Origin of the sequence: Terrimonas sp., assembly GCF_003075435.1 — a bacterium.
Lineage (GTDB): Bacteria > Bacteroidota > Bacteroidia > Chitinophagales > Chitinophagaceae > Agriterribacter.
Window position 1 is genome coordinate 117,977 of the sequence record NZ_QCZJ01000008.1, and the last position, 22,651, is coordinate 140,627.

The following is a 22,651-nucleotide window of genomic DNA, read 5'->3' on the forward strand; positions in this document are numbered from 1 at the left end:
GCTAAAAGTTTTGCGATTGGTATTATTTACGCCTGAGATCCCCGGGAGTAACCCCAAATCGTCTTCGGAAAGCGGTAATAAAGTTTGTTGTGAGAGGATACCCTGCCATCGTGCAGATTTCTTTGATGGGCTTATTGGTATTTAAGATGAGTTCTCGGCTATATTGAAATTTTTGTTCCTGCATCCACTTTCCGATACTTGAGTTAAAATATTGTCGGAAACCTTTCTTGAGCTTGTACTCATTGAGTGCAACAAGTCTGGATAACTTTCTGACAGATGGAGGTTTGCTCGAAATATGGTTGAGTAAAATGTTTTTTGCCTCGTGAATACGATTGATTTCCCATGGAGTAAAGGATAACTTACTAATGTCTTTTCTATAGGCGTTTTCAAGCATGTGATATAATACTTCTCTAACTTTTAAATCAAAATAAAATTGTCTTGTTTTTTCATCATACGGACAACTTAGTATCTGGTTAATTAGTTCCTTGATGGTTACCGGTAACCAGAAAGGTTTTTCTGTAATAAAAGTTCCCCGGTCTGCATTTATGATTGATTTTAAGGCAGGAAAAAAGGGAATTAATTCTCCTAGTAAAATTGGAGAGTAGAAAATATCCATCATACGAAATTCCTTCCCTTCTTTGAAAAAAGAACTACATTCAGACGGTTTTGTATAATAGCAGTTATACTGCCCCTCACGCAAATGAGTTTCTCCGAGGCTAATTATCTTCTTTCTTGCATCATTTTTAAACATCAAGCTGCTATATAAACCTTCTGTATTAATCCATCCTTTTGCATAAAGTCGTTTAAGAAATTTCCCTAGAATAAGTCTTATGCTATATTCTTCCCCCCGAAGTTCTTGAAGTACTAGCTCTGAAAGATTAGATTTAGAAGTATAATATGCTGCTCCAACTATTACTGGCCCATTATAATTTCGGGGAAGGCTTTTAACAAATTCAAGCGGATTGCCACTTTCTGATGTAAGGTTAAATAAATTTGACATAGACAAGGAGATTAAGTGATCCTGGGTATGTAACCAAGTTACCTCTATGCTTTCTTTTTATAATTATTCAAATGACAAGCCTTCAATTTCATTAAATTATAGTCATTAAATTTAGATGTTTGCGATCTAATAGATTATTTTTCGTTTTCGTATGACCCAAAACTGATAAACTTTCTATAAAGCCCCAATCGTATTTCTATCATATTTTTTTTGAGACTATGTTAAGGTGCCCTTTTTAAACCCTCCCACTTTATTACCCAGGAGCCATCTTTAGGAAAGCCGGGTTCAGATACTCTTCCATCATTATCCCATCCTGCAACCATTAAAGCAATCGCATATAATAAGCTTCCGTTCGTAGGAAGATACGGGTATGGATTTCCTCCACCCACAAAACCATGAATATCGAATCCGTTTTTAGGAGAGCCGTGTAGTAACATATCAATTGCAGCTGCAGGTTCACCTAATCTGGCTGCGCTCATTGCAGCCATCGGAAAATCCCAACCCCAGCCGGTATCGAATCTCCATTCGGCTAACACTTTATGGAAAGTTTTTTTCATAATCACACTATCTATGCCATCACCTGGCAGCAATCCGTAAATACCTAATAATGCAGGATGTTCATAATTAAACTTATTCCACATACCCGATACATTTTTCCATTGCACATATAAGCTATCCTGTACCGGAATAGGCTCCAGGCTGGATATTATCTTTTCCCAAAAGGGATCATGTTTACCATTGGTGTTGTATATTAATTGTTGCGCTGTTTTTAATCCATAACGCCAGTAAGCCAACTCAAAAGCACCGCTGCTATCTTTATAATAATCATTATTTTCCGGAACAAATACTATAGGCGGTGCTAATTCATATTGTTTTTTTACGGAATCGTAAACTGCATACGATGCTAAAAAATCAGCAGAAGCGCTAATGATATCTGACCATTTATTGAGGGTGGCTTTTGTAGGGTGAGCCCGATAATCAAGATTGGCAAAGAATATGGGATGGGGCTGTTGCCAAATTAAAAATGCATGTATAGGATGCGGCCATTCATGTCCGTCAGGACCAGTACATTTAGGATACCTGGCGCCGGCGTAGCCTTGCAGTTTAGCCCGTTCTTTTGCTCCTGCAAGGTTTGTTTGATACACTTCCAGGCTTTTATTTAACAATGACCATCTGTTCCAAAGTGCAAAATGTGCACCATGCCATAGTATCATTTCGTAATGAAAACGCCCATACCAACTGTTGTTAACCAAACCCGTTTCTTGTGCTGGATACTGACCTGAAGTATTCAATTTAGTAAGATACTGAGATAGCACAACCCTACGTTCTAATTCTTTCCACCTGGGATCTTTACTACCAGAAAAATCCATAACTCCGCCACTTCTCCAAAACGTTGGCCAATATCGTTCAGATCGTTTTTTTACAGCCAAATAAGATGGAAGAATTGGAAGTGCCCCTACAGGAGCAAATTGAACTACATAATCCAGACTATTATTATCAGACCCTATAATATAATATCGATGTTGCTTCTCTCTCTTCATCTCAACATTGCCTGTCCAATTCACAACAACTTGATATTTCGTACTATCAAGCCTACGATCAAAAACGACCTGCCCCTTTTTATTACTAACCAGTTTCGTACTATGTAAATCAGGCTTGCCGTAATTAGATCCGTTACTAAAAACTTCAAGACTGGCATAAGGAAATTCAATAAATATACCCAATCTTTTTTCCTTTACAAGTGATGATTCTATTCTAAAAGCAATAATATCCTCATTGGGATCTCCTACCGTAGTTACAATTACAGGATTCCCGTCAATTTCAAAACGGCTTACCACGACCGATGTCCATAAATCAACATACTGGTCTGCCCGGAATAAATGTTTTTGTTGCAGTGGCTCACCATTTTCATCTTTATACCAAAGACCAATTCTGCCCAGGTTAAAACGATGCGGATTTCTTTGCAACCATTGGGTAAGCAAGGCCTGGTCAGAATTAGGTAAATCATATGGCACCATTCTACCATTGGTATTAATCATCGTCTTTTTAAAGTCAGTAGCAGACATTCCAACCGGAAGTCGTTCACTATGCCAACTCCAGTTTGACATAGTAGAGAATCGGCTATGTAGAGTTTGCATTCCCGTAATATCAAAACCATAAGCAAAGTCACCATTTCCTACCTGAGATGGACCTTGCTCATCAAGGTTATTTACATGGAAATTATGTCGTTGAACCAACACTTTCCGATCGATAGTTCCATTTTTAAGTTCCTGCCCGCTCACATATACACTACTTGTAAACAAAAAAAACAACATACATATTCTCTGCAATTTCATTCCATCCATCATAAATACAAATTTTAAAAGCAAAGCGTTCCATAACGGAACGCTTTGCCAGCCTATTAATTCCAATCAAAAGTTATTATTTTCTTGTCGAGCTTCCATTTAGCCGGAAATTGATTTTCTAACCAATCTAACGGTTCGGCAACGGGTAAATGACGGGATGCATCAGTAAATGATTGCTTAATAAAATCCTTTTGCTCAACACCTACAGCCTCCGGTTGTGCAGATATAAATAACGGTGTACTGCTTTGCGCAAGCAATTGCATCCATTGCTTATTTTTCTCCCATGGAACAGCAGTAGTTAATCCCACACAATCTCCGTCAGTTTCATAAAAAGTTCGATGCTGTAGCATTCTGAACCCCATTGTATTAACGCCCATTTCTTTAGTACGAATCCATTCCTTTCCGCTTGTATCATCACCCGTTCTATATATCTCAAAAACACCTGCAGACAAATGGCTGATAGTATTACAGCCAATAAGATACATATCAGGTGATGCTTTACGAATTGCTTGATACAAATTCAATAATATCTCTGCATTTGTTTTGGATCTATCATTAAACTGCCAACCAGACTGCGTAATCGACTGACTCATTTCTTTTCCCCATCGTCCGAAAATATCAAAAGTCGTATAATCGTGCTTTACCAGATCAAATCCCCAAACTTTATACAAACGGAAAAGTTGTTGTATATAATTAATGTTTTCATCAAGAGTAGGATCAAGGATTTCACCCCTGTCCTTAATAAATAGTTTGCTATTTGTACCAGATTTTGCCAACAACGGTCTTGTCCATAAACCGGGGCGCATACCCAACTGTCTGATATCTGCTACAAGTTTGGACATATCGCCAAACTTTTCATTTGTTTTACCAAAATCAGTTCCCAATTGCCAACCGTCATCAATAACAGAGAACGGTCTGTTTGAAGTATTTACAGCAAGGGGTGACAGTAATGCTGTATGTTCCAATATGAGCTTTGCTGAATTATTACCGTAAGCAAAATACCAGTCGTTGATGCCATAAACAGGTTGCTTAACCGTAAGAGGTTTATCACACATGAGTTTACAGAATCTTCGGGCTGTAGCGTATACCGTTTCATGGGCACGGCCGGTTGCGGTAACAATATCTACAGCATGTAGCGTTCGGTCACCCAGCAAAACTCCCATTCCACCATTCCTGGTATCAAGATGCAGGTGTAAATTGCCAGACTCCACCTGCCAGGCGCCAAATACATTGCATCCGGTTTTCACACCAAAACAGTTGGTTCCTTTACGACTGTACTCAATACAATACCAAGGCATTTTGCCAGTTGATGAAACGGATTGAAAACCAAGATCTGCATAAGATCTTTCCCATGTATCTCCAAGTATTTTTGCTTCTGCAGAAGTTGAAAAATTCCAGGAAATGCGAATTTCTTCAAGAGAAGATTTGGGAGCCTGAATAAATACCTCCATCACTTTCTTCGCTGCTTTCAATTCCACTACTATATCCTGATATATCCACCTTTGTGAGGATAATGATTGCATTGGAATGTATTCACTCCCCTGCAGGATACTTATGGAATCAGGAAGTTGGATTTTGGTACCTGTTTCTTCATTAGCTTTTGCATATTGCGAAAGCAAAAGGGCGCTTGTTGAGGTGCCCGTAAGCCGAATAAAATTTCGTCTGTTCATTAATAGCCGGTATTTTGTGTAAGTGATCCTTTACTCTTATCTATTTCCGCTCTGGGTATAGGCATCAGATAATTAGCATCAACAAAAATTCTGCTTGCAAGCGTTGTGATAGCATAAGTCTTTAAAGCTCCACTCTTTTTAATATCCATACTAAGCAATGGAGTAGCCTCAGTCTGTAAGGCTATTTTCCACCTGCGCACATCGAAAAAGCGCTGACCTTCAAAAGCAAATTCCACTCTGCGTTCATTTTGGAGACGGCTTCTCAGGGCATCTCCTGATTCGGTAACATCTGGCATTTCCACACCTGGTCTTGAACGTACCATGTTAATATATTCTCTTGCAGTTACTTCATCACCTAACTCTAATTTAGCTTCGGCATAGTTTAATAAAATTTCAGCATAACGGAAGAAAATCCAGGGATTGGTAGGTCTAACTGTAGAGCCGGAAGGAGGAATATTCTCATTCATGAATTTTTTCATGTAATAAGAAGTAAGTGAAGCGTTCCACCCTGCAGTTGCAGCTTCTGGAGAATCTTTACCACCTTCAAAAGTTTCTGTTTCACGCCCTGCCCAAACCGAACCATCGTGCAATATGGATGCATCAAAACGAGGATCACGTCCGGCGTATGGATTATTAGGATCATATCCGGAAGCTGCATTAAGGGTTAGCGAACCGTCTACAGCTACATTATAAGGCAGCAAACCGGTTGCTTTCATCTCGTAAGCGTTAACTAAATTTTGTGTAGGATTGTTTGCGCCAAAACCATCAGAACCATTGCGTCCCTGCCACTGATTAAAGGATGTAGAATTTGCCTGACTAAAATAGCGGGCGAAAATTACCTCCGAAGTATTGCCAAGAAAAGTTAACTGATAATCGCCATTTAAAGAAAATCCAGCATTCAGTAAATCCTCCGCTGCATCTGCTGCAGCTTGCCATTTGGCAGTATTGTGGTCAGGATTATTTTGTATGCTGGCAGCATAAAGCAGCACACGGCTTTTTAGCGCCTTACAGGCATTGGCCGAAGCACGACCCATTTGAGCCGATGGTTGATTAGCTGGCAACAAGCCCGCCGCGTTATCCAATTCGCTTACTATAAAACTTACACATTCATCGTAAGATGCACGGCTTACAGTAAAATCGCCATTCAGTTCAAACACATTGGTAATAATAGGAATACCACCATAACGCCATATGAGATTAGCATAAATATATGCCCTCAGAAAACCCATTTCGCCCTTTACTTGCTTTTTGAAAGCGTCATCGCCCGGAGCGGCCTCAATCTTTTCAAAAAAAATATTGATATCTCTGATATAACTATAAGCGAAGTTGAAATAATTTATCTTGTTAGATATATTAGATACGTTATCGGCTGTTATTTCTCCATTTTGAGCCATACGCATATTAGCCCAGTTGTGAATGTTGTAAGTCTCATCACAAGCTGCTGACATAAGATCCTGTTGAAACTCATGTAATAAAGAACTATAAGAACCATTAACATACAATTGAATAAGAGAAGGATCATTCCAAACATTGGCTTCCGATAATCTGTCGAGCGGAGCCAGTTCAAGCTTATTACAGGACGTCCCCATAACAGCTATGTATACTATATAAAACAGTTTTTTCATTATTTAAGTAGTTTTAGAAAGTGATAGTTGCACCAAAATTTATAACTCTTTGTGGAGGATAATACCAATAGTCAGTAGTTTCAGGGTCGAAGCCAAGTTCCTTCATATGATCAGATAAAATCAACAAATTACTACCGCTTATGTATAAGCGCATCTTTTGCATTCCGGCCTTTTTAACAAGATTCTGAGGTAAGGTGTATCCTAGTTGAAGGTTTCTTAGTTTCAGGAAAGAAGCATTAAAAAGCCATTGAGTTGAACCAGCAGTATTATTATTAAAAACATCATATGAAGCCCGTGGTTGGGTAGCGTTAGTATTTTCAGGAGTCCACCGGCCATTAGCTCTCCAATCCAGAAAGTTGCCTAGAGAGTAACTCATTACCGGGAAATAATCTCCGAAATATGATTTAGCCTTAGCCTGTCCCTGAAGCAAAAATGAAAAATCAAATCCTTCGTACTGAAATGAAGCAGAGAATCCGTAAGTTATTTCCGGTGTAGAAGTCTGGTTAATTCTGATGCGATCAAGCGAGTTAAGTTCACTATCACCATTTACGTCCTCATACTTCAGATCGCCTGGTCTGGCATTAATAAAATGCGGGTACTTGTCAATGTCTGCCTGATCTTTAAACACACCAATTGCATTATAATATAACCCTGCTCCCATAGGACGTCCTGTAGCAAACTGGTAAGGCTCCGCAGCCGGCTGTTCATCACTGAAAACCACCTTATTTCTTACAAAAGCAAAATTCCCTGATAAATTATAGGTCAATCTGCCTTTTCTATCTGCATGATTAAGCACTAACTCAAATCCTTTGTTGTCAACTATTCCGATATTTTCATCAGGCAATGATAAACCTGTATATCCGGGAATAACAGCAGCCCTTTTTGTAAGAATATCTGAGCGCCTGGTTTTAAAATAATCGAAAGTAATGCCGAGCTTTCCGCTCCACAAATCTGCATCAAAACCTATATTAGTGGTTTTGGCTGTTTCCCAGGTAATTCTTGGGTTAGGCGCACCTGACTGAACCAAACCGCTTACATCATTATTGCCGATTACATAGCTGTTGCCGTAGCTGTAGGTTTGTAGATATTGGAAGGCATTAACCAAATCATTTCCCATTAGCCCATAAGACGCCCTTACCTTAAGCAGATTTACAAAACGGATATTATCAAAGAAATGCTCCTTGGAAATTACATATCCTACAGATGCACTTGGGAAATTACCCCAGCGATATTCTTTTGCAAAGTTGGGCGAACCATCCCGGCGAAAAGTGAATTCTGCCAGGTATTTTTCTGAATAATTATATGCAAGTCTCGCAAAGTAATTTTTGCGGGCTCCCTGTGATTCAGAGCCATTGTTGGACTGCTTAGTTTTATCAGTGCTACCCGCAAAGATTTGTGGTAGCGCAGTAGAAACATAATCACTTCTTGAAGCCGTTATATAATTACCACGGTTAGTTTGCTGTTCATAACCGGCCATAGCACTTATATTATGATTCCCAAACTTCCTGTCATAATTTAATCGGCTGGTTAAATACAATCTTGATGCAAATTCTGCCTGATCATTCAGATCCGGATAATTAGCACCTCGTCCTGCTCTTCCCCTTGTTAACTCGCCTGTGTTTGCATCTTTATAATATACATAGGTAGGCAACCTCCATGCTTTGGAAAAGGAATTTGTAGGATCATAGCTACCACTGCCATATAGAGAAAGCCCCTTAATATACGGAATCTTGATAGTGCCGAACAAAGTTGTTTGTAAAATATTTGTTCGGGATGTCTTATATCCATTAGCATCACTTACCCAATTTATAATATTATCATTATCTCTATTAGGTGTTAAATAATCCGTTCCAGGCCAATAAGGAATCCAATTGGGTTGATAAAGGAAAATATGACTATTCAATTCATTCGCACTTTGATATGGATAGTGACCATTATCAAAACGGGCGGCAAGATTCATACCTACTTTGATATTTTCAGACACCTGTACATCAATGTTGGAGCGAAGGTTATATTGTTTAAGTTCAGTCGATCCAAACTTATATTGCCCCTTCTGTCCGATCTCACCAAATGAAATAAAGTATTGAGTTTTACTTGTACCGCCAGACACCGAAACATCTGAACGATGTTGGGGAGTCCAATCTTTCACAATAAAATCATACCAGTTAAAATTTGCAAAACCCTCTTCTGTACCTGCTTTAAATTTTTCAAGATCACTTTCGGAATAACGTGCAGGACGTCCTTCTCCTCTTTCTATCTCATTAAATACATTAAAAAAGGTATAAGAATCTGCCATTTTGGGGTTTCGGGTTGCAGTGGTATATCCCTGATTGTAACTTAAGTTAACTGTTGGCGCATTATTCGCAGAACCTCGTTTAGTTGTAACCAAAATCACACCGTTTGCAGCTCTGGCTCCATAAATGGCTGCCGACGCATCTTTTAATACCGAAATGCTTTCAATATCATTCGGATTAAGCTGACCTATTCCCGAACGCTCTACCCCATCTATAATAACAAGTGGAGAAGAATTCCCTGTAGTACTTCGCCCCCTTATCAGGATATTAGGTTCATCTCTCCCGGGCTCACCCGAACGGTTATTAATAATAACACCGGGTAACTGACCAGCCAATGAATTAGCAATGTTGGTATTAGGATTTTTTACTACATCGCCTCCTTTTAGACTTGTTACAGCTCCAGTAAGTGTAAGTTTTTTCTGCTTACCATAACCAACTACTACAACTTCATTTAATGCAGCCATTTCAGGCTCAAGTTGAATAATAAGGTTTGCCTGATTTCCAACCAATAGCCTTTTAACCTGGAAGCCAATACTTGAAATCTCAATGGTAACAGAGTCTGTATCTTTTGGAAGACTTAAAGTAAATAAACCATTTTTGTTGGAAACACTTCCTGTTTTGGTATTTTGAATAATTATAGATGCATTATCTACAGGATTATTTTTTGCGTCAATGATTTTCCCGCTGACAACCTGTTGTGCATTTACATTCAGGCAAAAAAGAAACATGAGGAGAAACAGCATAATTAAGTGCGGTTTCAAAATCAATTGTACCCATCTTTTGGGTAGGCGTTGAGTCTTTACATTCATTGCAGTAATTTTGTTTTAGCTGGGAAAGTACAGTACTTCTGAATATTATATAGAGCAAGTATATATTTAAGCTATTTGAGTTAATACCTGGCTTTTAAAAATTGATAACCTCAAACAAGGACATTAAAACTTTGCAAACATCAACTTAAATAATCCAGTTATAAGATCAAAACAACCAGGTGTTAACACGAACCTTTTAGCGGTTGTTGATTCTGTATATTTGTAGTTTTTATTATATACACAGTATAAATATCGAAATAATTTTTTCATGCAATTGTCTTTTGGCTTATTTCTTAAAAGTAGGTTACTACAGTTATTTGTGGTAGTTTGGACATTGCAAACCGTTAAGGCACAAGACAGTGCGATTAAGCCTTTTAATAAATTAAGTATTACAGACGGACTTCCTCAATCGTTTATCAGTGGAATGGCTCAGGATAGCGTAGGCTTTGTTTGGGTTGGGACAAGAGATGGATTAGCAAGATATGACGGAAAGAAATTTAAGCTCTTTATGCACAAGCAAGGAGATACGGCAACGTTATCCAATAATATTATAGAAAGTCTATTTCTGGATAGTCGTGATCATCTTTGGATATTATATGAAACAGGAGAAATTGACATATTAAACACCCGGACTGAACATTTGTTTCATCTCTCAAAAGACCCTGTATTAGGCATAATTACTGGAATGATAAAGCCTGGAAAGTCAATAGCGGAGGACAAATCAGGTAATTTTTGGTTAATAACTACCAATGGTGGTGTATTTGTTTATAATCCAAGAAAAATCTCACTGCGTTTTTTTAGTGAACAAAAACTCGGGCTGTCACAAAATAGCATTACTGGAATATTCCCGCATGAAGGCAGTATAGGTTTAGTAACTGACAAAGCGCTTTTTTTTATAAATGACAAACAGGAAATTATTCAAACATTACCCTACACATTTAACAATCCTCATTTGTATGATTCTACCCGTCCATGGAAGGACACTTATACGATCACTACAAAAAATGGCAGTATATTAATAAGAGATTTACACAGGCTAATTCTTTATGATAATCAGGCAAAGCAATTTAAAGAAATATTGCCACCCTCAAAATATAAAGAGGAGGATTACCACATTGCAAAAGACGAACAAGGGCAAGTAATCGTAATATTCCCCCAATATATTTACACACTTTCAAATGATTATAAATTAATTCCCTGGAGAATGCTATCTCGGGAAAACAACTCCTCCGCTATTTCCCTATTTGTAGATCGGTCAGGTATTTTGTGGCTTGGAGGTAATGGCTCAGGAATACAACTGATTAATCTTCGATCATCCGGACTCACTGGTATATCGTATACAAAAAGCTATCATGAAGATCTCCTGAAAAAATATCTGCATGTGCCTGATGCAGATATCAGGAAAAGCTTTCTTGATGGAATGTATCCTTATTATTTTCGTTCTCTTAAAAGCTCTGATGGTAAGATCTGGATCTCAAAAAGCACCAGAGAAACTACAGAAAAGTTATCTCTTCTGTATTACAAAGACGCACATCTGGTATATCCGCCATGGCACTACAGTGAAAGTTTTGAAAATCTCCCGGTGGAAATAAACGCTCTGGCAGAAAGTGCATCTGGAAAATTATGGGGAATGGATTTTTTTTTACATCCTGTTCTATTTAACACAGTGTCATGGGAGGTAACCATTTATCCAGCCATTATTAAAATCAATCATCAATATAATACAACTAGTGTAAGCAGCTTACTCATTGACGGTGAAGATAATTTCTGGATAGGCACAGCATTCGATGGTCTTTTCTATTACAATCACACTCGCAAACAACTAAAGCATTTTACTGCTGCTGACTTACCCGGATCATTACCTTCTAACCAATTAATGAGCATGCTGCAGGATCCTGATAGCAGTAATATTCTATGGATTGGTTCACTTGGCGGTGGGTTAATTAGGTTTAATAAACAAACAGAGAAGTGTCAAACCTTCACCATAAATGATGGATTGCCTAACAATACTATTTATGCAGTTTTGGCAGATCAACAGGGAAATTTATGGTGCAGTACGAATAAAGGAATATTTTCCTTTGGACGAAAAAATTATGCGGTCAGGAGCTTTTCTTCGAGTGACGGTTTACCCTGTGATGAATTTAATCGCTACCACTATTTCCAATTTCCTGACGGGAGAATCAGCTTTGGAGGTATTGAGGGCTTTACGGTATTTTCGCCAGACCAAATTTCTAATGATTCTTTTCAACCAAATGTTGCGTTAACAGGCATCAGCATTAATAACAAAGCAAAAGACTTTGGTTTCGGGGAATCCCCTTTCTCTGCAGCCATTAATAGTCTGCAAGAAATTAGGCTTCCTTATGACCAAAATTTTTTAAGTTTTGAAATGGCTGCTCTTCAGTATAACAATACACAACGACAGCAGTATAGATACATGCTTGAAGGATTTGACAAACAATGGGTCTATGCAGGTACAAATAGTAATGCTACATATACTAATATTCCTCCTGGTAATTATCAATTAAAAATAAACGCAACCAACACTGCTGGTACATGGAGTAATCATTTTAAAAATCTTAAGATAGAAATACAACCTCCTTTCTGGAAAACAAACTGGTTTATAATAACAGCCATTGCTCTGTTAACAGGTATTATCTATTTAGCAGTTCTTTTAAGAATAAAATATGTAAGAAAAGAAGAGCAGCAATTTGCAAACTTTGAAAAACAGGCTACAACGTTAAAAGAACAGGCGTTGCGTGCTCAGATGAACCCTCATTTTATTTTCAACTGTTTGAACTCGATAAAATCTCTGATTCAAGAGGATAGGAAAAAAGAGGCAATCATATATCTTACCACATTTTCCCGGCTAATACGGAATCAACTTAACAATGCACAAGAACTAATCAGCCTTCATTCTGAATTAGAAACCTGCAAACTATATACACAATTGGAAGCGCTTCGCTTTGGGGAGGCAATAACCTGCAATTTTGAAGTTAATAGTAATATTGATCTTTTTTCAGTACAGGTACCACCACTAATTCTCCAACCTTTTATAGAAAATGCCATATGGCATGGAATACTTCCCAATAACGGCGGTTGCGTAACAGTTACCATCTCACAACAGAGTAATCAAATCAATTGCGTAATTGATGATGATGGTATAGGAAGGAAAAGGTCATTAAAAAGTAAATCTAAAGAAATGTCCTCTCATGAAAGTAAAGGGATGCAGCTTGTACAAAATCGTCTAAACCTATATAATGCCGTTAGTCGATATGGTAGTTCAATTGATGTAATTGATAAAACTGACGAAGAGGGAAATGCTACAGGTACCCAAATAATATTAACATTTAAACAAGAGCAATGATCAAAGCCCTTATCATTGATGATGAACTTCCATGCATTAAATCACTGCAAAATGATCTTAGCATTTTTTGTTCACAGGTAACTGTTATTGACACCTGCAGGTCTGCAAAAGATGGTATATTATCTATTAAACGAAATACTCCTGACCTTGTCTTTCTGGATGTAGAAATGCCGTGGATGAATGGTTTCGAAATGCTTGAACTGCTTTCCGATATCAATTTCCATATTATTTTCACAACTGCGTATGACCAGTTTGCTGCAAAAGCATTTAGAGTGAGTGCTATTGATTATTTGTTAAAGCCTATTGATGAAAAAGAATTACAGGAAGCAGTTGAAAAAGTAGAGAAAGCTATTAAAGAAAACCATGACAATGCACGCATCAATAATCTGTTGAACAATTCCAAATCTCCTGTTACTGAGCAAAAAATAGCTATCCCCTATAGAGAGGGATTTGACTTCATCAAAGTAACCGATATAATATATTGTAAAGCAAGTGGGGCATATACTGAAATAATTCTGGGAAATGGAAAAACAATCCTATTATCCCGATCACTCGGCGAAACCGAAGAACTGTTACCAACAGAACTCTTCGATCGGATACACCATTCATACATGGTAAACATACAGCATATTAAACAACTAATGAAGAGCAGTGGCACATTTGTAGTTATGAACAATGGAGATGAATTAAGCGTATCCAAGTCAAGAAAAGAGCAATTAATGGTTAGACTCGGTATTAAATAATGGAGAATCGCAAAAATAAATACGTTTTTTTCCAGGTCTATATTATCCAATTGTACACATATTAAAATTAGAAGTTTGAGAATGTTAAGCACTTAATATATTACGTCATTTTTATCTACAAGTGGTATCTTGAAATTTATGGATCTAATAAAATTATTAAGCATTGAAAAAAAGTATTGTCTTTAATAAAAAAATATTTAAGAAAATAAAATTACTACGATTAACTAAAACTAATATAATTTCTATACTAGGTATATTATTATTGTCTTTTACGTATGAAAAACTCAAAGCGCAAAATCAAACAGACTATAACATTATTCCTTATCCAGCCAAATTGCATCCCAAGCCCGGCAATTTCATCATTGATACCGAGACGACCATTATTGCAGCTGCTGACAGGTTTAGTAATGAAGTAAGACTTTTGCAAAACTATTTAGGTGTAAAAAATTTGAATACAAAAAAGAATGGCACAGGTAATTCCATTGTATTAAAGTATGATACAACTCTTACAACAGAATCCTATACTATCAACATAGATAAAACGAAAATCACTCTTGCAGCAGGGGATAACGCCGGAATGTTTTATGCAACAGAAACCTTGCGCCAGCTATTGGTTACTACTAATAAAACAGCAAAAGAAAATAATTTAATAATACCATGTGTACAGATTGCTGACAACCCTGCTTTTCCCTGGCGCGGTATGATGTTGGATGTATCAAGGCATTTCTTTTCAATATCTTATTTGAAAAAATTTGCTGATATAATGGCAAGGTACAAATTAAATAAGTTACATCTTCATTTAACTGATGATCAGGGATGGCGTATTGAAATAAAGAAGTATCCGCGATTGGCTTTGGAAGGAGCATGGCGTACTTTCAATAATCAGGATAGTGCCTGTATAGAAAAAGCTGTTGCAACAGGAAATACTGATTTTGAATTAGAGAAACAGCATATAAGGGAAAATAACAAAAAAATATTGTATGGCGGCTTTTATACGCAGGAAGAAATGCGTGATTTTATTAGTTATGCAGCAAGTCGTCATATAGAAATAATACCGGAAATTGATATGCCTGGTCACATGATGGCCGCAACTAAAATATATCCGGAACTTACATGCGACACGCTCATCGGCAGCACTGTTGGTGTTTTTTCTAACCCAATATGTCCTTGCAAGCAGGAAGTACTTGAATTTGCACAAAACGTTTTTACCGAAATTACCGAGCTGTTTCCTTCTCGTTATATACACCTTGGAGGAGATGAAGTAAACAAAAAAAACTGGCAGGAATCATCCGTTGTACAAAATTTTATGAAGCAAAAAGGGTTTATAAAAGTAGAACAAGTACAAAGCTACTTTAATAATTATATGCAGGATTTTTTTGCGTCAAAAGGGAAAGTCTTATTAGGATGGGATGAAATCATAGAAGGTGGTGTGGACTCGTCTGCTGCTATAATGTACTGGCGAGGTTGGGTTCCTGAAATGCCGTCTCTTGCTGCAAAGAGACACCATAAAATAATTATGTCACCAAGTGGTCCATTATATTTTGACGCCATTCCGGATGCATTAACGCTACCCGCGGTATACCATTATAATCCTTTTGATAAAGTGTTATACAACTTTAAGAAAACCGATAAACAACTTATATTAGGAGTGCAGGCTAACGTATGGACAGAAATGATTCCTTCCGAAAAAAGGCTCGACTATATGATTATGCCCCGGATGACAGCTTTGTCTGAAATTGGCTGGACGTACAGGTATAATTATACCTCTTATTTAAAAAGATTGGATACGCAATACCGACAATGGGATGAACAAAATATAAATTATCGCCTGCCTGATCTTACAGGATTGGTTGAAAATTATGCCATAATAGGTAAAACGGTTTTTTTTACATCTGCCCCTGATCCTTATTTTAAAATACATTATACAATAGATAGTACTTCGCCCAATATGACGTCCCCAATAATGGACAGTCCCCTTTCTTTAAATAAAGCCACAATGATGAAGATAGCACTTTTTAGCCCCGGGGGGCGCAGGGGTGATACTTATACACTTCATTTTAATGAGCAGCAGTATGCAATACCAGAGACTGTAACCAAACTTAAGGATGGGCTTAATGCCACCTTGCATATAGGCTATTTTACGCTTACAACCAATATTAAAAAACAAGTTGATAGCGTATTTATAGCTAAAGAAATTACAGTTCCACCGCCAATTAAAGTACCGGCTTTTGGATTAAAATTCAAGGGTTACATACAAGTACCCAATACAGGTGTTTATACTTTTTATCTTACCTGCAATGATGGAGCTGTATTGTACATTGGCAACCAGCAGATCATTAATAATGACGGATTACATCCAGACAGATCCAAGGGTGCCCAAATTGGTCTAGAAAAAGGATTACATGCTATTGCGCTTGATTTTATGGACTATGGTGGCGGCTATGTTTTAGACCTTAAATACAGTTTTAATGGAAGTACACCCAAGCCCATTCCGGCCTCATGGCTCAAATCCGGAGAATAATATACAGCAGAAGATAGACCAATAAATACAACAAGTACTTGCTAGCATTTGTTGACGAGATATTATAATAATACTATTATTATTTGTTTAACTCAACCCATTACTATCTGGTGCTGAAAACAACTTTACCTTCCTTCTCTAACTTAGCTTCACGATGCCATTCTGTGTATTTGTATGTTTTATTAGAATAAGAAATACCTGAGGCAGTAGTATCTTGTTTCAAAAGAACTGTATCGCGGTCTAAAACTACTACAACTATATTCTGCACATTGTCAAAACTCAGGTGAATTTTATTTCCATCTGTTCCTTGGAGAGTTGTGTCTACTATATTGTCAAAACTATTTGAATTATTTTGCCCGTCCCCTTTTAACCGAAGTTCTTGTTCGCCTTGTTCTTTTTTGTACGCAGTACAACTCCATAAAGAAAACATAAATGTGATTAATATAAACCATCCTGTACTTCGTTTCATTTTGTTTATTTCAAATTATTGTAAAATTCGGGCAAATAACAGATAACTGGTTATTAGCAGCTATATTTTTTTGCATAACTCAAGAATACTATGAAATAAGAGTTTCCCTTTATAAATACGTCTTAAATATTATTGACAGCTCTATCAAAAATGTTGCAGGTCCTTTTCATAATGTGTCAATTCTTGGGTTATTGAAGGATGCAACAAAATTTACAGCATTTTCAACAATGGATATAATCGCAATAATATCCAGACGGTAGTTTTGATGCTGCTTAAAACAACCGCTATATGTCTCACCGTCATACACAAATTATACTGGCAGATATATTCTTATTAACTGCGTTACCAGTGCTGTCAGTTATTGCAGAACACCAGTTTCATCATACTGATGTTAATACTATTCTTGTAGGAAGATGGTTCATTTTCTGGACGGTAGGAATTCGGCTGTTGGTTGCCGGATTTACACAGGTGATAACCGCTCACAGGCAAGGCAACACTATTTTGTTACGGGGTGATCCTAACGGAGATACTCGTAAAATAATTGGATTAGTAAAAATACTACTTGCCGGACTTGGCTTCTTGTGTATGATTAATAACGAATGGTCGTTGCTTGCTGCTATTACAGTAGGGCTTTATATAGGTCTGGCCGGGTTCCAACATGATTTTAAAAAACCAATTACATGGGAAGACTGGATATATATGATCTACGATCTACTTGTATTCTTAATGATTACGTGTTGCCTGGTATTTTAAAATATTCAATATGACATCCTATAAAAGTGCTGAAAGCCGATTTCACCATATGGGTATTCCTACAACCCAGGTAATGCCTGGAGAGCGATACAGTGCTGCATTTAAAATGTATACATCTGATAGTCCCGGCCAGTTCAGGATACAGTTTCACCGTTTTGAAGAAGACTCTCCCCTTCATCCTATCATCCAGAAATTACCCCATGTAGCTTTTCAGGTAGATAACCTTTTAACTGCAATTGCTAATAAAAAGATATTACTTGGTCCGTATGAACCTATTGCAGGCTATAAGGTAGCTATTATAGATGATGCGGGCGTACCTGTTGAACTAATACAAACCGACCTGACAGCAGAAGCATTATGGAGAAAATCCAGCTCACAAGAAGATCTTGATACAAGCGGATTATCTATTTGAACAATTTTCAACATGGCTCAGCATCTCCCACTCCAAGTAAAATACATCAGGCAAAAAGCACATATATGTTGAGTATAACATCTAATTTTTGGAGTATTTGCCTTGTAGTGCTTAATATTTTTAAAAAAATTAAAACGAAGCAAACAAAACCCCAATTGATGAAATAACTGTTATGGTTATTATTTTATTTACACCATGCCCTTGATTTTCTTTCCATCATGAAAGGAGATATAAACCAAGAATGGATATTTGAAATTATTGCTGACACTATTTTTATGTAGGATTTTCATTACTATTTTTCGATATTATTATTTGTATCAAATATTATATGCTACTATGGGTAAACAGCTCTTATCACTGGTTATGGGTTTTCTGGTTTTAAATTTTTCGCAGGCGCAGGTAAACAAATTAACCTACACCTATACCATAAAGAATGCAGATACACTACAATTGGATATGTATGCCAACGCAGAAAATGGAAATGTTAAAAGCCCATGCCTATTATTTCTTTTCGGTGGCGCGTTTGTTGGCGGACAAAGAAACGACAGCAATTATCATCAATATTTCTATGTACTTGCCCACCATGGCATTAAGGTGATTGCAATAGATTATCGTTTGGGGTTAAAGGGGGTAACTAATCTATCAGTATTTAACACTACTCCTTTAAAACATGCCATTAATATGGCGGTTGACGACCTATTTGATGCTACAAACTGGATATTAAAACATAGTGATAGTGTAGGGATAGATACTTCTAAAATTATATTATCCGGATCAAGCTCGGGCGCCATTACTGTATTACAATCTGAATACATGAAAATAAATGAACAGCAGGAGAGCAAAAAGCTCCCTCCGCAGTTTCAATATGCAGGTGTAATCGCGTTTTCAGGAGCTATACTCAGTTATAAAGGGAAGCCTGCTTATAAAGTAAAGCCTGCCCCCACGCTTTTTTTTCATGGTACCGCCGACAAAATAGTACCGTATAAAAGCATTCGTTTGTTCAATAAAGGAATGTTTGGTTCGTCCAGCATAGCAGATACATATAAAAAGGAGAACTATTCTTATTATATATACAGAGCAGAAGGATTAGGGCATGAAGTTTCTGTAATTCCAATGATTACACAAATTCCATTGATATTAAATTTTATTGATCACTACATTGTAAAAAAACAGCCTTTACAGACCGATATGCTAGTGAATGATCCAAATGAAAAACCTATGCTTACTATTTCTGCCAATGTCTTATTTAAAAAACTGGCAGGTAAATAAACAATGAAATAATATTTACAGTTTTTGCAACACAAGATATATGCGGCGGGTATGGAACAAGCTATTTTTGCAATATCAACAGGAGCTTTTAATGTCATTATAAACAGATTAATTCCGGTTTATCCGAGAGTCAATCATGGGATTACAATACACCTCTATTTTTATGTAAGCAGTTGGTTTTGGTTAGCCCGGGTCTCTACCCGGGCTTTTTATTGCATTAAGTAGAGAGTATTTAATTAACTGAACATCTTACTTTTTTGAATACCATTACATTGGTATAGCCTGGCATCGAAAAATATTTGCTTCAATTTCAATAGTGATTGCAACGGTTGGTATACTATTAATCTTTACTCAAATGTAATTTTGTATCATTAACCGGAGCTGGTTACCAGCTTTAAAAATCCAAACCGTTTCAACGTATCATCCCACCAGGATGCCACACACATCCTCAACTTCCTACCCGGCTTTTGCCGGGATTGTCTTTTCATGAGAAGAAGAGTGGCCTGACCGCCTTTATCCAGTGCCATTCGTATACTACACGTAAGACTCTATTTGTGCGATGAATGGAATACCGATGAAATGGATATGACAAAAATTTATGGAGGGTAACCATGTTATTCAATATCATTCCGTGTGCTATAAGCTGTTGAAGATAATATTTGTCCTAATCAGGCACTAACATAAGGCATGAGTAAATTAGTCAAACCCTCCTTTCAATATATTTTTCTACAATGCACTACCACATTGTACCAGAGTGATTGCGGGAAAATATATATTAATGTTAAGTTAGTTGTGAAAAGTCAGACGATAAAAGTTATAATCTCACGCCTACCCGCTATGTAAGATATAGAGCTATTAACATCAACAGTACCTTGGATTTAAGCAGCAATCAATAAATAAGTCAAAAAACCGGCTCCTTTCGAAGCCGGCTGACCCTATTCCTATCATTCTTAATGAATCTCTTACAAACTCTTGGGGAAGAGTACTGACTCGTCTTTTGTTATTTGAAGTACAATAATTTTACAATTTTTAACCATTTCGGCAAAGTAATTATCAACATCAGGAAATTGCCTTCCATATAACAACATCAGTATCATTTACCTCGTTGTCCTCAAAGAATATGACTTTGATTATGGTATAACCCGGATGATTTTTCTCAATGACCTTCAACACTGTTTCAGACAAATCTGAAACCTGTTTATCCGTACTTGTACCAATCAAATAAAATCATTTAACGGAATTTCCAGCTTGCACCAATATTAACGCTAAGTGTTTGAATATTGTTGAGGTTGTAAACACTTGCCTTATTGGTGGCATACAGGTACTGGGCAGACGCATTCAGGCTCCATTTACTACCAGGTATAAAACTTATTTTTGCACCAACTTCAGGAATAACAGTAAAGCCCCAGTCTGTTGTCCTATCTTCGTATATATTGTAATACTGGCTTTGTTCACCATACAAAGCTCCTGCGCCTACTTTGATATATGGGGATACAAATTTTCCGGCATTAATATATTGGGTAGCAGTTGCCATAATAGGCAATGCAAAAATATAGGTATACATATCGGTGGTAATAGCGCCGGTTTTTGTATGGTAAGTTTGCCTTTCATAATAAGTGTTATAGTTATTCCATCCTATTGCGCCACCCACTGCAAAATTTTTGCAGATAAAAGTGTTGTATCCTATGCTGCCACCGGCCGCATTAAACCCTGTAGCAAAACTGTTGTTCAACGGGGCACCAAGGTTCCAGTTAAGGTATACTTCTGAGTGTCCCTTTTGCTGACCATAGCACACCATGCCTGAAAAAAGTATTAATGAGAATGTTATTATCTTTTTCATAAAAATGATATGTTGTTGTTGATTGTATTATTGTGTACTTTGATGTAAGTAAGGAGACTGTAAAAATGCCTGGTCAACAGTTTTAATACACTGGTCGAGTACAAATGACTTAGAATTTCCAATTTGTCCGCTTCCAATGCCAGTCCATATAATATTTAACTTCTGGTTGGCCACAGCATCTTTCAGATTAGCCATTTCCACAATAAGACTACCTGTTTTTATGGAGTAGCTATACCAATAAGAATTCCAATAAGGATAACCATAAAAATCACCCCAGTAATATGGATCACCATAGCCAGGAAAACCCCACCAGTATCCGGGCGTAACATTAAAAATAGTTCTGTTGCGTATGCCAATTAATTGAATTCCTAAATCTGCGCCGCCTTTATCTCCTGGCATTACCTGTGTATATCCAACGGCTTTCATTTGTTTAGCAACTTCATTAATAATAGTTTGAGCATCCGCATCATACCAAACAGAATCTTTTGGATTTTCGGTAGCCACAGTTATCGTATCACGTATGGCAAATGTTTTAAACGTTGTGAAATGTACAGATGTATCGTATTTTGTTTCTACTACAAAATCACTGGAAAGATTGTCTACCGGAGGTAATTTTTTGCACGATGCAAACGCGGCGAACACAAGTAGTAATGAACTTAAATAGCCACGATTCAACTTTTTCATGTTTACTTAATTATTTTAATGAGGGAAAATGTGTCTGCTTCTTATTTACGAAGCCTTACGATTATTCATTGCGCAATAAAATATCGAGATGCAAAATTGAGAACAAGCCGTTTGGAAGGATATACGTTTTGTGGCGGAAACTATAAAATTTGTTGCTCGGCTATTACATATGTTGCGGGGCTGTAACATATGTTGCAGAAAAAGCGCCCACTAGCGGATCGGGGGAAGAAAGAAATAATAACATTGGCAAAATTACAGCATGGGTTTAACTAGGTCAATAGCTAAAACAGGCTATTGTCTATAAAATATATAAAGCATGTCACCTGATATTATATCTTTTCAGCAATATCCCACCAGTAACCAAAAGGGTCTTTAAGTCGTGCTTTTAAATCACCCCAGAATTGTATTTCAGGTTCAATTAAAATTATGGCGCCAGCATCTCGCATTTCCGTTGTCATTTTTTTTACATCATCTGTGTATAAATAAAAAATGAATGAAGGTACCTGGTTTGTATTAACCGGGGAAAGACGTGTAGAATTCTCCTCCGCTTTATTTACTATAAAATTTGAACCACGGTATCGTATGCGTGCAAAAAGCAGTTCACCATTATCATCCTCCAGTTCAAAAATTGATACCATTTTCATAACCTCTGTATAAAAAGATACAGCTTTGCAAACATCTTCCACGTAAATAGAAGTTGTAAGCCAGTTTAGTCCAGGCCAAGGATGAGGTCGTTGCTCAACATTATCAAACCAGTTTATGTTCTTCATCATTCATATTAATTTAATAACCAATAAAAAGTAATTTAAACAATAATACCCACTTGACACCTATTTGGAACAATAGTTATAAT

15 protein-coding genes are annotated in these 22,651 nt (G+C 37.1%); 6 read left to right on the forward strand and 9 right to left on the reverse strand.

From position 1 onward, the window contains the following. Positions 1–22: 22 nt before the first annotated feature. The 5 genes from DC498_RS10965 to DC498_RS10985 all read right to left on the reverse strand — a co-directional run bounded on the left by DC498_RS10965 (position 23) and on the right by DC498_RS10985 (position 9,743). Positions 23–1,000 (reverse strand): helix-turn-helix transcriptional regulator, encoded by a 978-nt coding sequence (locus tag DC498_RS10965; protein WP_116874194.1) that lies wholly within the window; start codon positions 998–1,000, stop codon positions 23–25. A 221-nt stretch (positions 1,001–1,221) separates the two neighbouring features. Beyond that, positions 1,222–3,411 carry a hypothetical protein gene (locus DC498_RS10970; RefSeq protein ID WP_116874195.1) on the reverse strand — a complete coding sequence of 730 codons (2,190 nt, stop codon included), beginning with the start codon at positions 3,409–3,411 and terminating at the stop codon, positions 1,222–1,224. Beyond that, positions 3,402–5,015 carry a hypothetical protein gene (locus DC498_RS10975; RefSeq protein WP_116874196.1) on the reverse strand — a complete coding sequence of 538 codons (1,614 nt, stop codon included), beginning with the start codon at positions 5,013–5,015 and terminating at the stop codon, positions 3,402–3,404. Before DC498_RS10975 ends, DC498_RS10970 begins: the two co-directional genes overlap by 10 nt. Further along, positions 5,015–6,640 carry a RagB/SusD family nutrient uptake outer membrane protein gene (locus DC498_RS10980; protein ID WP_116874197.1) on the reverse strand — a complete coding sequence of 542 codons (1,626 nt, stop codon included), beginning with the start codon at positions 6,638–6,640 and terminating at the stop codon, positions 5,015–5,017. The genes DC498_RS10975 and DC498_RS10980 overlap by 1 nt, the downstream gene beginning before the upstream one ends. Positions 6,641–6,653: 13 nt before the next feature. Further along, the gene (locus DC498_RS10985; RefSeq protein ID WP_116874198.1) at positions 6,654–9,743 is read right to left on the reverse strand and encodes a SusC/RagA family TonB-linked outer membrane protein; all 3,090 of its coding nucleotides are present in this window, start codon (positions 9,741–9,743) and stop codon (positions 6,654–6,656) included. Positions 9,744–10,011: 268 nt separating this feature from the next. Here DC498_RS10985 and DC498_RS10990 point away from each other — a divergent pair, with 268 nt between their 5' ends. The 3 genes from DC498_RS10990 (at position 10,012) to DC498_RS11000 (ending at position 16,371) form a co-directional block, all read left to right on the forward strand. Next, a complete protein-coding gene (locus tag DC498_RS10990; RefSeq protein ID WP_116874199.1) occupies positions 10,012–13,107 on the forward strand; it encodes a sensor histidine kinase in 3,096 nt (1,031 codons plus the stop codon). Continuing rightward, positions 13,104–13,850, forward strand: coding sequence for a LytR/AlgR family response regulator transcription factor (locus tag DC498_RS10995; protein WP_116874200.1), 747 nt, complete (start codon positions 13,104–13,106; stop codon positions 13,848–13,850). The genes DC498_RS10990 and DC498_RS10995 overlap by 4 nt, the downstream gene beginning before the upstream one ends. Before the next feature lie 163 nt (positions 13,851–14,013). Then, positions 14,014–16,371: a family 20 glycosylhydrolase gene (locus tag DC498_RS11000; protein ID WP_116874201.1), complete on the forward strand. Its 2,358-nt coding sequence runs from the start codon at positions 14,014–14,016 to the stop codon at positions 16,369–16,371. Positions 16,372–16,474: 103 nt separating this feature from the next. Here DC498_RS11000 and DC498_RS11005 read toward each other — a convergent pair whose 3' ends face one another. Continuing rightward, the gene (locus DC498_RS11005; RefSeq protein ID WP_116874202.1) at positions 16,475–16,840 is read right to left on the reverse strand and encodes an MliC family protein; all 366 of its coding nucleotides are present in this window, start codon (positions 16,838–16,840) and stop codon (positions 16,475–16,477) included. Positions 16,841–17,128: 288 nt separating this feature from the next. On the opposite strand from DC498_RS11005, the gene DC498_RS11010 reads away from it, so the two are divergent. From DC498_RS11010 to DC498_RS11020, 3 genes are all read left to right on the forward strand, one after another. Beyond that, entirely contained in the window at positions 17,129–17,593 is a 465-nt protein-coding gene (locus DC498_RS11010; protein ID WP_116874203.1) for a hypothetical protein, read from the forward strand. A 10-nt stretch (positions 17,594–17,603) separates the two neighbouring features. Further along, positions 17,604–18,005, forward strand: a complete 402-nt coding sequence (locus DC498_RS11015; protein WP_116874204.1) for a hypothetical protein — start codon at positions 17,604–17,606, stop codon at positions 18,003–18,005. A gap of 336 nt (positions 18,006–18,341) precedes the next feature. Next, complete coding sequence (locus DC498_RS11020) at positions 18,342–19,274, forward strand: alpha/beta hydrolase (protein WP_116874205.1); 933 nt, start codon at positions 18,342–18,344, stop codon at positions 19,272–19,274. 1,231 nt (positions 19,275–20,505) lie between these two features. On the opposite strand, the gene DC498_RS11025 is transcribed toward DC498_RS11020, so the two are convergent. The 3 genes from DC498_RS11025 to DC498_RS11035 all read right to left on the reverse strand — a co-directional run bounded on the left by DC498_RS11025 (position 20,506) and on the right by DC498_RS11035 (position 22,571). Next, positions 20,506–21,114, reverse strand: a complete 609-nt coding sequence (locus tag DC498_RS11025; RefSeq protein WP_116874206.1) for an outer membrane beta-barrel protein — start codon at positions 21,112–21,114, stop codon at positions 20,506–20,508. A 27-nt stretch (positions 21,115–21,141) separates the two neighbouring features. Next, the gene (locus DC498_RS11030) at positions 21,142–21,798 is read right to left on the reverse strand and encodes a DUF4136 domain-containing protein (RefSeq protein ID WP_116874207.1); all 657 of its coding nucleotides are present in this window, start codon (positions 21,796–21,798) and stop codon (positions 21,142–21,144) included. Between the two features lie 329 nt (positions 21,799–22,127). Beyond that, positions 22,128–22,571 (reverse strand): VOC family protein, encoded by a 444-nt coding sequence (locus tag DC498_RS11035; RefSeq protein WP_206197590.1) that lies wholly within the window; start codon positions 22,569–22,571, stop codon positions 22,128–22,130. Between the last annotated feature and the right edge of the window lie 80 nt (positions 22,572–22,651).

What these genes read in the sequence shown, in the direction of transcription:
- DC498_RS11025 (WP_116874206.1), bottom strand. Translation starts at nt 21,114, where the DNA reads ATGAAAAAGATAATAACATTCTCATTAATACTTTTTTCAGGCATGGTG.
- DC498_RS11030 (WP_116874207.1), bottom strand. Translation starts at nt 21,798, where the DNA reads ATGAAAAAGTTGAATCGTGGCTATTTAAGTTCATTACTACTTGTGTTC.
- DC498_RS11035 (WP_206197590.1), bottom strand. Translation starts at nt 22,571, where the DNA reads ATGATGAAGAACATAAACTGGTTTGATAATGTTGAGCAACGACCTCAT.
- DC498_RS10980 (WP_116874197.1), bottom strand. Translation starts at nt 6,640, where the DNA reads ATGAAAAAACTGTTTTATATAGTATACATAGCTGTTATGGGGACGTCC.
- DC498_RS11020 (WP_116874205.1), top strand. Translation starts at nt 18,342, where the DNA reads ATGGGTAAACAGCTCTTATCACTGGTTATGGGTTTTCTGGTTTTAAAT.
- DC498_RS10985 (WP_116874198.1), bottom strand. Translation starts at nt 9,743, where the DNA reads ATGAATGTAAAGACTCAACGCCTACCCAAAAGATGGGTACAATTGATT.
- DC498_RS10990 (WP_116874199.1), top strand. Translation starts at nt 10,012, where the DNA reads ATGCAATTGTCTTTTGGCTTATTTCTTAAAAGTAGGTTACTACAGTTA.
- DC498_RS11010 (WP_116874203.1), top strand. Translation starts at nt 17,129, where the DNA reads ATGTCTCACCGTCATACACAAATTATACTGGCAGATATATTCTTATTA.
- DC498_RS11005 (WP_116874202.1), bottom strand. Translation starts at nt 16,840, where the DNA reads ATGAAACGAAGTACAGGATGGTTTATATTAATCACATTTATGTTTTCT.
- DC498_RS10965 (WP_116874194.1), bottom strand. Translation starts at nt 1,000, where the DNA reads ATGTCAAATTTATTTAACCTTACATCAGAAAGTGGCAATCCGCTTGAA.
- DC498_RS10995 (WP_116874200.1), top strand. Translation starts at nt 13,104, where the DNA reads ATGATCAAAGCCCTTATCATTGATGATGAACTTCCATGCATTAAATCA.
- DC498_RS10975 (WP_116874196.1), bottom strand. Translation starts at nt 5,015, where the DNA reads ATGAACAGACGAAATTTTATTCGGCTTACGGGCACCTCAACAAGCGCC.
- DC498_RS11015 (WP_116874204.1), top strand. Translation starts at nt 17,604, where the DNA reads ATGACATCCTATAAAAGTGCTGAAAGCCGATTTCACCATATGGGTATT.